The sequence below is a fragment of the Microvirga sp. P4_G7 genome, from assembly GCF_056401005.1.
The window spans coordinates 1-6,743 of the sequence record NZ_JBFUKD010000160.1 but is presented as its reverse complement, the minus strand read 5'-3'; the positions used below and the strand labels follow the sequence as shown (position 1 = coordinate 6,743).

5 protein-coding genes are annotated in these 6,743 nt (G+C 63.2%); 2 read left to right on the top strand and 3 right to left on the bottom strand.

The window, feature by feature from the left end:
* Nucleotides 1-165: 165 nt before the first annotated feature.
* The 3 genes from AC1DT3_RS09395 to AC1DT3_RS09385 all read right to left on the bottom strand — a co-directional run bounded on the left by AC1DT3_RS09395 (nt 166) and on the right by AC1DT3_RS09385 (nt 2,398).
* Nucleotides 166-870 carry an outer membrane protein gene (locus AC1DT3_RS09395; RefSeq protein WP_477464988.1) on the bottom strand — a complete coding sequence of 235 codons (705 nt, stop codon included), beginning with the start codon at nt 868-870 and terminating at the stop codon, nt 166-168.
* A 319-nt stretch (nt 871-1,189) separates the two neighbouring features.
* The gene (locus AC1DT3_RS09390; protein ID WP_477464987.1) at nt 1,190-1,975 is read right to left on the bottom strand and encodes a phasin family protein; all 786 of its coding nucleotides are present in this window, start codon (nt 1,973-1,975) and stop codon (nt 1,190-1,192) included.
* A gap of 45 nt (nt 1,976-2,020) precedes the next feature.
* Entirely contained in the window at nt 2,021-2,398 is a 378-nt protein-coding gene (locus tag AC1DT3_RS09385; protein WP_477464986.1) for a phasin, read from the bottom strand.
* Between the two features lie 198 nt (nt 2,399-2,596).
* On the opposite strand from AC1DT3_RS09385, the gene AC1DT3_RS09380 reads away from it, so the two are divergent.
* Both AC1DT3_RS09380 and AC1DT3_RS09375 read left to right on the top strand, forming a co-directional pair.
* Nucleotides 2,597-5,356: a PAS domain-containing sensor histidine kinase gene (locus tag AC1DT3_RS09380; protein WP_477464985.1), complete on the top strand. Its 2,760-nt coding sequence runs from the start codon at nt 2,597-2,599 to the stop codon at nt 5,354-5,356.
* Between the two features lie 67 nt (nt 5,357-5,423).
* Nucleotides 5,424-6,743: acetate--CoA ligase family protein (locus tag AC1DT3_RS09375; protein ID WP_477464984.1), on the top strand; the 1,320-nt coding region annotated here is incomplete at its 3' end.

The following is a 6,743-nucleotide window of genomic DNA, read 5'->3' as shown; positions in this document are numbered from 1 at the left end:
GCCCTGGTGCGCCTTCGAGCGCGGGCCCGCGCACCGAGTCTTAAGGACGACAAGCCCGGCATTGCCGGGCTTTTTCTTGCCGCGGATCCGTGCAACCCCACAAAAAAAGCCCGGTGATCTCACCGGGCTTTTCTCGTTGATCGGTTGCTTTGTCCCGGGGGACGCTCAGTTGAACTTGTAGTTCAAGCCTGCGCGCACGACACCGAACTCCGTATCGCGGCGGCCGTTGTAGACGGTTCCCAGGGCATAGTTGGTCTTCGTGTCGAGATTGACATAGAGGCCTTCCACCTTCGCGGTGAAGTTGCCGCTGAAGGCGTATTCTACACCGGCGCCCAGCGTATAGCCGCCGTTGGTGCTGCGATCGCGGCGATAGCCGAGCAGAGCGTCGTAACCACTATTACCGCCGATGTTTCCATAGGCGAAGCCGCCAGTTCCATAGATGAGGGCGCGGTCGAGTGCGACACCGGCCCGGGCGCGGATGGTGCCGAAATAGCCGTTGGAATCGCCGCCATAATAGAGCGGCCCGTAATATCCGCCTCTGTTGCCGACCGAAGCGTACTGAAGGTCGGTTTCAGCGCCCAGAACCACCATCCCCATCTGGTAATTGTAGCCAGCCTGCACGCCGCCGACGAAGCCGCCGTTCTTGCCCCCGCCCGCATAGCCGAAGGCTGGATCATAGTAGCGGCTTGTGCCGGCATTCCAGCCGTAGCCGGCATTCAAACCCGCGTAGAAGCCGGTCCAGGTGAAGACGGGCGGGGCATTATAGACCGGCGCATAGCCGCGCGACGGCAAGTCGGCTGCTTGTGCGACGGCAGCGCCGACGAGGATTGCGGCAACACTGGTGAGAAGGGTGAAACGGGCTTTACGCATGACAGAACTTCCGTGCCTGAGACAACATGCGAGGCAAGCGATTTGCCTCGTGTGACACGGTATTTATGGTCTGGAATAAAGTAACACAATACGGTCGGACACCCTCGTTGCCGACGTGCTTTACGAGATCTGAACGACCAAATAGCTGTTAACCATCACGTGCGCCATGAACATAACAATGTTGCGATTTGTCGGCGGACGTGCTTCATTTCATCCGCTTGCTCCAGCCCACGAACTGAAGACAAGCGAACGAGGATACTTCGCCCTGCCACTCCGGCAGGGCTTTTTCGTTACGGCGGGCGGTCGCCGGCGTCACGACCTAGCGGAACCGGTCCGCCCAGATGGACCGTAGCGGACGAACGCTGTCGTCGAGCCATGTCTTCGTCGTTTCGGCGACGTCCTGCCAATGCGCCGTCGTCGTTTCGTAGACCTGCCGGACCCCACCCGTCTGCGCGCGGAGGGCTTCCGACACCGACGGTGCACTCAATGTCGAGCGCCACAGATCGAAGGTCGCATCGCTCTGCGCACGAAACGCCGCGAGCATCTTGTCGTTGACGAGAAAGGCGCCCTGGGTCGAGGCCGACGTCGCGTCGGCGAAGGCGCGACGCAAGGTCTCCCCCGCCTGGCCGGCCGCGGCCTTCAGCTCAGCGGCCTGCGGTGCCGGAACCGGTTGCGCCGGGATCGGGGCAACGGTGGACTTCGCAGCTTTGGTGATCGTCGCAGTTTGTGGCCGTGCCTTTGGAGCCGACGCTGCTCTTGGGGGAGGCGTCGTCTTGGAAGCCGACGCAACTTTGCCGGCCGGCTTCGCAGTCTTTGCCGCCGGAGTTTTGGCGACCGGGTCAATTGTCGGCTTGGCTATCGGAGGCTTAGCCGCGGCAGCCTTGGCCCCGGTAGCCTTAGCCGCGGCAGCCTTGGCTGCGGTAGCCTTGGTTTCCAAAGCCTTCATCTCCAATGCCTTGGCATCGGAGATCTTGGCATCGGAGATCTTGGCATCCGGGACCTTGAGCTGCGCAGCCTTGAGCTCCGGAGCCTTCGGCTCGATGGGCCTAGCGGCAGGAGGCACTTTCGACGCCGTTTCCGGCCCTGGCTTCTTGGTTTCGGCCATGGTTCTCTCCTGGCTGAACAATGCGGTTGCGGGCGTTGGACGCCGTTACTTCTTGGTCGCCTGCTTCATCGCCGATTGGGCGATCGAGCCGAATTCCTTGACCTGAGCCTGCATGGATTCGAGCTGTGAGCGGACGAATTCAGCCTGGAGCTGGACGGCTTCGTTGATATCCTTCGAGCGGACGAGCTTCTGTGCCAGGTCGAAGGCGGCGGCGATATTCTGCTCGGCATAGGTGAAGGTCTTGCGCGTCACGTCCTTGGCATTGGCCTGGACGGAATTGGCAGAACCCTCAAAAGTCTCGGCTGTCTTTTGCGCCGCACCCAGAAAACCGTCGATCGCCTTACGGGCCTGCTCGACGCTCTTCTCGGCAAAATCGCGCATTTCCGTCGGAATTTCGTAGTTCTTGGTCTTGTCGTCAGCCATGGGATATCTCCTGATCGCCTCACCATTGATTGTGCACTGCAATATAAAATGGTGCAACGCAAAAATCAAGCGCGAGCCTTTTGATTAACCTTACCACGCGGTAAATATGTCAGGAGCGCCGCCCGCCCAGGCGTTGCGGTGCAAAATGGTTTAGAAGCGCATGAATTGTCATTGTGAGACAGGTGGGCGAAACCGTTCATGACGGACAGGCCGAACCAGTACCAGACCATGGTCGCCCATTTCGCGGGCGATCCTGGATTCGCGGCCCTCGTCAAAGCAAACCCGGCCCTTCTGGTCTGGGATCTCGCCGCTGACACGATCCTTTGGGCCACGCCCGAGGCGGATGGGCTGCGTAACGCGCTCGCCGACGCGGATGGCCGGGTCGATGTTCGTCTCAAAGCCCGCACGAGACTTCACGCCTTGGCGAACGGTCTGGCGCCGCGAAGCGGAATGAGGCTCGAGCGCCTATGGCTCGATCCGGATCGCCTGGCTCCGCCGCTTATGTGTGCTTGTCGCTTGGCGAGCCTCGATGACGGACGCCTCGTTCTCGTCACGGCCATCATCGGCACGCCTCCCAAGGGGGAGGAAACGCCCCGTAAGACTCGAGCCGCCGAAGCACCCAAGGAGGCTGCTCCCACGGAACGGCCTCGGCATCTGGAACCCGCGCCCTCCGAGGCGAAGCCGCAGCGTCCCCTTCGCTTCGTCTGGCAGGCGGATTCTCACCTGCGGTTCACGCACGTGTCGCCGGAACTCGCCGAAACCGTCGGCGCCGCGTCGGGGGCTATCCTCGGCAAGACCTGGAACGAGATCTCCGGCACTCTGGTGCATGACCCGGACAAAGCGGTCGAGGCTCTGTTCGCGCAGCGTCAGACTGCTAGCCGACGCATTGTCTTCTGGTCCATGGACGGGGGCCGACAGCAGATCCCGGTCGAATGGGGTGGAATGCCGGTTTTCCGGCCCGATCGCTCCCTCGCCGGTTTTCGTGGCTTCGGCCTGCTGCGGACGGATGGGATCGAGGATCGCGTCGGGCTGGCAATGGAGCCTTCGAGCGAACCCGCCGTGGCGGAGAGCGTCGACGATGAAGAGCCGCAGGGCGCGGATGAAAACACGTCGCCTCCCGAGCAGCCCGACCAGTGGTTCGCGCTGCTTCAGGAGCAGGTTGCGGCATTGATCCGGGACGGCAACGTCCAAGAGCCGCCGCCACCGCCACGTCATCCGTCGGAGCAAACCGAAACGGCGCATGCTCCGCACATCGTCCCGCCGGCACCGCCGCCGAGCCAGGCGGTCGACGTACCCGCTCCCGGCCTGTCGGTCGCCGAGCGCAATGCGTTCCGGGAAATCGCGCGCTCGCTCAACGCACGCATCGACGAGAAGCCTGCCGTCGAGTCCTTGGTTGAACCAACCCCTGAACCCTCGCCTGAGCCCGAAGCCGAAGCCGCGCCGTCGGCGCCGGAGCTGGCGCAGGAGGAAATAAGCGCGCCGGCGCGGGTCGAGGATATTCTGAACAGATTGCCGATCGGCGTCATCGTCCACACGGATGGACGCATCCTGTTCGCGAACCGCTTCCTGCTTGTCCTTGCTGGTTACGACAGCGCGGGAGAAATCGAGGCGGATGGCGGCTTGTCACGCCTGTTCAAAGGAAGCCCGTTGCTGGCACAGCGCACGGACGAAGAAGGTCCGATCGCGCTCACCACGCGTCGCAACGGAAGCATCCCGGTCGATCTCCGACCCGCGGAAGCCGCATGGGACGGAGAGGATGCGAACCTGCTTCTCGTTCGTCGTGTCGCGGAGCCCGAAGCCGGTCAGCGCCTGCGGGCGGCCGAGGCAGATCTGCGTGTGTTGGACGGGCGCGTCCGGGAACTCGAATCCATTCTCGACACGGCGACCGACGGCGTCATCGCCCTCGACGAGACGGGACGCATTCTCTCGCTCAACCGCTCGGCGGAGGCGCTCTTCGGCTACGATCAGCGCGAAGTGGTGGGCGACGCCATCACGGTTCTGCTCGCACCCGAAAGCCACATCGTCGCGCTCGACTATCTCGAAGGTCTGCGCTCGTCGGGCGTGGYCAGCCTGTTGAATGACGGTCGCGAGGTTCTCGGCCGCGTCCGCCAGGGTGGCGCGATCCCCCTGTTCATGACCATGGGTCGGGTGAACGAAAGTCCGGAGCGCAAGTTCTGCGCCGTGCTGCGTGACATCACCGCCTTCAAGAAGGCAGAGGGCGAGCTCGTCGCGGCCAAGCGGAATGCGGAGGAAGGCTCAGCGCAAAAATCCGATCTGCTCGCGAAGATCAGCCACGAAATCAGAACACCGCTCAACGCCATTATCGGCTTTGCGGAGGTCATGCTGGAAGAGCGCTTCGGGCCGATCGCCAACGAGCGTTACAAGGATTACCTCAAAGACGTCCATGCGTCGGGCGCACATGTGATTTCGCTCGTGAACGATTTGCTCGATCTGGCGAAGATCGAGGCCGGGCGGATGGAATTGTCCTTCACCGGCGTCAACCTCAACGATCTCGTCTCGAGCTGCATCGCCATGTTCCAGCCGCAGGCTTCGCGCGACAGGATCGTGCTGCGCACGAGTTTCGCCGCCAAGCTCCCCTCGGTCGTCGCCGACGAACGTTCAGTGCGGCAGATCGTTTTGAATCTCGTCTCGAACGCCATCAAGTTCACCGACGCGGGCGGACAGGTGATCCTCTCGACCGCCCTGACAGATCGCGGCGAAGTCGCGTTTCGTGTGCGCGACACCGGCATCGGCATGACCGACGACGAGATCGAAACGGCCCTCGAACCGTTCCGCCAAATCGCGACGGCGCACAAGCGCGGCGGTACCGGGTTGGGCTTGCCGCTGACCAAGGCGCTCGTGGAAGCGAATCGCGGCACGCTGCAGATTTCAAGCCATCCGCAGGAAGGCACGCTCGTCGAAGTCATTTTCCCACCGACCCGCGTTTTGGCCGAGTAACGAACTCAGCCGCTCGATGCCGTGATGGACCTGAGCTCGAATCCATTGCGGATGCGCAAGGAGCCTCATGTCGACTTATCGCCTCGAGAAACTTCTCGCACCAAGGTCCGTCGCCGTGATCGGCGCGAGTCCGCGAGAGGGTTCGGTGGGCTTGACGTTTCTGCGCAATCTGCGCGCTGGCGGTTTCGGCGGCCCGGTTTACGCCGTCAATCCCCACCACGTGGCGATCGAGGGCGAACCCTGCTATCCGAATGTCGCCACGCTGCCGGAAGTCCCCGACCTCGTCATCATCACCGTGCCGCCCGAGCGGGTCCCCGACCTTGTCGACGAAGCCGGCCGACGAGGTGCGGCGGCGGCGATCGTGGTGACGGCGGGAATGGGCTACGGTCCCGGTTCTCTCGCCGACACTGCGCGCCTCGCTGCTCGTAAATATGGACTGCGTCTTCTCGGTCCCAATTGCATCGGTGTGATCGCGCCGCGTGTGCAACTGAACGCGAGCTTCGCGTCGCGGACAGTGCAGGCCGGTGACCTTGCTCTCGTGTCGCAATCAGGAACCGTCGCGGGTGCGATCGTCGAATGGGCCGGGCATCGCCGCATCGGCTTTTCCGCCATGGTGTCGCTCGGCGACAAGGTCGATGTCGATTTCAGCGATTGCCTCGACTATTTCGCGGCCGATCCGGCGACACGCGCTATTCTCCTCTACATCGAATCCATCAGCGACGCTCGCAAGTTCATGTCGGCGGCGCGTGCGGCCGCGCGTACGAAGCCGGTTGTCGTCATCAAGTCGGGACGTCATGCGCCTGGCGCCAAGGCAGCGGCGACCCATACGGGTGCGCTCGCCGGCACCGACGCCGTCTACGATGCAGCCTTCCGCCGCGCCGGGCTTCTGCGCGTCCTCGATCTCGATCAGTTGTTCGCCGCCGCGGAAACGCTCGGCCGACAGAAACCCTTTCCCGGCGATAGGCTCGCCATTCTGACCAATGGTGGAGGAATTGGCGTTCTGGCCGTCGATCGCCTGATCGATCTCGATGGGCGCCTCGCGGGTTTGTCCGATGAAACCAAGGCGCGGCTCGACCGCGTCCTTCCGCCGTCGTGGTCGCGCGCCAATCCCGTCGACATCGTCGGCGACGCCAGTGCCGATCGCTTCGCGCAATCTCTCGAAGCGCTGCTGGCGGATCCGGAAAACGACGCGGTGCTGGTGCTCAACGTTCCGATGGCGCTCGCCGGGGCGTCCGCCGCTGCCGAAGCCGTTGCCGATGTGGTCAAGCGCGACCGGGCGACGAATTTTCGGCGCAAGCCGGTTTTCGCTGTTTGGCTCGGCGAAGATGCGGCCTCCGCGAAGGCATTCCAGGATGCGCATATCCCGCACTACGCGACGGAAGCGGAC